We start from the raw sequence: 3130 nt of genomic DNA, 5'->3' as shown, positions 1-3130 counted from the left end.
CCGCGGGCGGCTCGGAGTCCGGCGAGCCAGGTGAGTCCGGGGCCGCCGCGGCGCGACCGCTCGCGAGCGTCGAGCAGACGCTTGCGGAGCTGCGTGCGCGCCCCGACTACGCCGGGGTCGGCGTCGGTGCGCTGACGGGGGCCATGCGTCCCGAGGAGAAGGCCGCGGTGATGCGGGCGTTCGCCGCGGGCGAGCTCGACGTGCTCGTCGCGACGACGGTGATCGAGGTCGGCGTCAACGTGCCGAACGCGTCGACGATGATCGTCCGCGATGCGGATCGCTTCGGGATCTCCCAGCTGCATCAGCTCCGCGGCCGGGTCGGCCGCGGCGAGCATCCTGGCCTCTGCCTGCTGCTCACCACGGCTGAACCCGGCACGGTGGCGCGCGAACGGATCGAGGCCGTGGCCGCGACCTCCGACGGCTTCGAGCTCGCCGAGCGGGACCTCGAGCTGCGCCGCGAGGGCGACATCCTCGGCACGGCGCAGTCGGGCGGCCGTTCGACGCTCAGGCTGCTGCGCGTCGCCGAGCACGGCGAGCTGATCGAGCACGCGAGGGAGGTTGCGGCGGCGCTGCTCGACCGCGATCCAGATCTCGAGGGTGCGCCCGGCCTTGCCGAGATGCTGCGTCGCGAGGCCGAGCAGCGGCGGCTCGACAACCTGGCGAAGTCGTGATGCAGGACGGGACGATCCGGCGCGAAGGCATGCCCCACCCTCTAGGCTGGTCGTCATGAGCAGTATCGCCGTCGTACCCGGTTCGTTCGATCCCGTCACCCTGGGTCACCTCGATGTGATCCGACGCGCCGCGACGATCTTCGACGAGCTTCATGTGCTCGTCGTGCACAACCCCGGAAAGTCGGCCATGCTGCCGATCGCCGAGCGCGTGAACCTGCTGCAGAAGTCCATCGACGAAGATCCGGAGATGCCGGACAACATCACGGTGGCCTCGTGGTCGGTCGGCCTGCTCGTCGACTACTGCACCGAGGTCGGGGCGAACGTGCTGGTGAAGGGCATCCGCTCGCAGATCGACGTCGCGTACGAGACGCCGATGGTGCTGATGAATCGCAGCCTCGCGGGCGTCGAGACGATCTTCCTGCTGCCCGAGCCGAGCCATTCGCACGTCTCGAGCTCGCTGGTCCGCCAGGTTGCCGCGCTCGGGGGAGACGTGAGCGAGTACGTGCCGCCGGCCGTGGCGCAGTTCCTCGACAAGACCCGCCCGGCCTGAGGCCCGGAGGCCCCGCGGCCGCGGGCATCGGGTATTCGGCTGCTCCCCGGCAAGTAGGGGTAGGCTGTCCCGGTGACCAGCAGCCGCGCCTACGAAGAGAACGTCCGAGAGATCATCAATCGCCCGGGCGAGATGCGGGAGCGCGAGCGCGGTTTCGACGCGCCGGAGTCGTTCGGCGAGGCTCTGGCCACGGTCCCGGCCGGTGAGCGGGTCGACCTCGAGGTGCGTCTCGAGTCGGTTCACGAGGGGATCCTGGTCTCCGCGCACGTTGACACGACGATGCATGCCGAGTGCGGCCGCTGCCTCGAACCGTTCACCGCGCCCTTCGAAGTCGATTTCCAGGAGCTTTTCGCGTATACTCCTTCGGAGGCCGACGAGTACGGGGTTCACGGTGATCACGTGAATCTTGAACCCCCGCTCCGAGACGCGGTAGTGCTTGCACTGCCGTTTCAGCCTGTGTGCCGCCCGGATTGCCCCGGTCTCGACCCCGAGACCGGTGATCTGCGCGATGCCGAGGCTGCAGCCGAGTCCGTCGCGGTCGATCCGCGCTGGGCTGCGCTGGCCGGGTTTCTGGCTGAAGATGAAGACGTGGATCGGGTATCCGATCCTGAAAGCAAGTAGGAGAGAGAGCATCATGGCTGTTCCCAAGCGCAAGATGTCGCGTTCGAACACCCGTCACCGTCGTTCGGCGTGGAAGGCCGAGGCCCCGAAGCTGGTCAAGACCGTCGAGAACGGTAAGACCGTCTACAGCCTCCCTCACCGCGCTCGCGTGGTCGAGGACTCGCAGGGCACCCCGCTCTTCCTCGAGTACAAGGGCCGCAAGGTCGCCGACGCCTGAGCTGATGGCATGGTGGTGCAAGCGCCATCGTTGCTGTGTGGGTGACATCGCGTGCGATGTCACCCACTTTCAGTTGGTGCAGACGTGTGCCGTCGAGGTGGAAAGAGTTCGGTTGAGGCATGAGTGATGGCGTCGAGGCGAACCCGGGGGTCGCCGGGCAGTCGGAGCCGCCGCAGGACGATGCGGAGCCTGCTCGCGAGACCGACGGATTCCTCGCGCCCTTCGACGTCAGCGTCGATCCGGATCTCCTCGAGCTCGCGCTGACGCACCGCTCCTGGGCGTTCGAGCACGGGGGAGCTCCGCACAACGAACGGCTCGAGTTCCTGGGCGATTCGATCCTCGGCCAGGCGGTCACCGTCAAGCTGTTCCGTGACTTCCCAGATCTGGACGAGGGTGAGCTGGCCAAGCGCCGCGCCGCGCTCGTTTCGACGGTCGCCCTCGCCGAGATCGCGCGCCGCATCGACTTGGGCGCTCAGCTCCGACTCGGTGTCGGCGAGGAGCGTACGGGTGGGCGCGGCAAGGACAGCATCCTGGCCGACACCGTCGAAGCGATCATCGGCGCCGTCTACCTGTCGACCGACCCCGGGACCGCGGCGGATTTCGTGCTGCAGCTGGTCGACCCGCTCCTCGACGATCCCGAGCGCTTCACCATCGCCCTCGATCCGAAGACGACTCTGCAGGAGCTCGCGGCGGCCCGCGGCCTGCCGCATCCCCTGTACGAGGTGACGAGCGAGGGGCCGGATCACGATCGCCGGTTCACGGCGCACGTCGAGCTGGACGGAGCTGCCGGCAGGGGCGTCGGCACGAGCAAGAAGGCCGCTGAGCTCGCCGCAGCCCGCGACGCGGTCGGGCAGCTCTACGCGCGCAGGTCGACCCGCAAGAAGCGGAGGTAGCAGTGCCCGAGCTGCCCGAGGTGGAGGTCGTGCGCCTCGGCCTCGCGCCGGCGGTCTCCGGTGCGACGGTGGTCGCGGTCGAGGTCCGGGACCACCGTGCGCTCAAGCGCCATGTGCCGGGCACCGGAGACGACGGTCTCGGCGGGCACGGCGTCACCCTCGCACCGGAGGCGGGTGC

At 69.0% G+C, this 3130-nt stretch carries 6 protein-coding genes; all 6 read left to right on the top strand.

Features of this window, described 5'->3' with window-relative positions:
* On the top strand, nucleotides 1–671 hold a 671-nt coding region (locus tag ACFPZL_RS11635; RefSeq protein ID WP_382335518.1), incomplete at its 5' end, for a helicase-related protein.
* Nucleotides 672–726: 55 nt separating this feature from the next.
* Nucleotides 727–1221, top strand: a complete 495-nt coding sequence (gene coaD, locus ACFPZL_RS11630; protein ID WP_218116387.1) for a pantetheine-phosphate adenylyltransferase — start codon at nucleotides 727–729, stop codon at nucleotides 1219–1221.
* A gap of 132 nt (nucleotides 1222–1353) precedes the next feature.
* Complete coding sequence (locus tag ACFPZL_RS11625; RefSeq protein ID WP_218116388.1) at nucleotides 1354–1842, top strand: YceD family protein; 489 nt, start codon at nucleotides 1354–1356, stop codon at nucleotides 1840–1842.
* 13 nt (nucleotides 1843–1855) lie between these two features.
* Nucleotides 1856–2059: a 50S ribosomal protein L32 gene (gene rpmF / locus ACFPZL_RS11620; protein WP_202372700.1), complete on the top strand. Its 204-nt coding sequence runs from the start codon at nucleotides 1856–1858 to the stop codon at nucleotides 2057–2059.
* Nucleotides 2060–2178: 119 nt separating this feature from the next.
* Nucleotides 2179–2952 (top strand): ribonuclease III, encoded by a 774-nt coding sequence (rnc, locus tag ACFPZL_RS11615; RefSeq protein WP_218116389.1) that lies wholly within the window; start codon nucleotides 2179–2181, stop codon nucleotides 2950–2952.
* Nucleotides 2953–2954: 2 nt separating this feature from the next.
* Nucleotides 2955–3130, top strand: a 176-nt coding sequence (locus ACFPZL_RS11610; protein ID WP_382335520.1) for a DNA-formamidopyrimidine glycosylase family protein, incomplete at its 3' end; no start/stop codon positions are given.

Origin of the sequence: Leucobacter soli (genome assembly GCF_042659205.1) — a bacterium.
GTDB classification, from domain to species: domain Bacteria; phylum Actinomycetota; class Actinomycetes; order Actinomycetales; family Microbacteriaceae; genus Leucobacter; species Leucobacter soli.
This window is presented reverse-complemented; position numbering and strand designations above follow the sequence as displayed.

What these genes read in the sequence shown, in the direction of transcription:
- rnc (WP_218116389.1), top strand. Translation starts at nt 2,179, where the DNA reads ATGAGTGATGGCGTCGAGGCGAACCCGGGGGTCGCCGGGCAGTCGGAG.
- ACFPZL_RS11625 (WP_218116388.1), top strand. Translation starts at nt 1,354, where the DNA reads ATGCGGGAGCGCGAGCGCGGTTTCGACGCGCCGGAGTCGTTCGGCGAG.
- rpmF (WP_202372700.1), top strand. Translation starts at nt 1,856, where the DNA reads ATGGCTGTTCCCAAGCGCAAGATGTCGCGTTCGAACACCCGTCACCGT.
- coaD (WP_218116387.1), top strand. Translation starts at nt 727, where the DNA reads ATGAGCAGTATCGCCGTCGTACCCGGTTCGTTCGATCCCGTCACCCTG.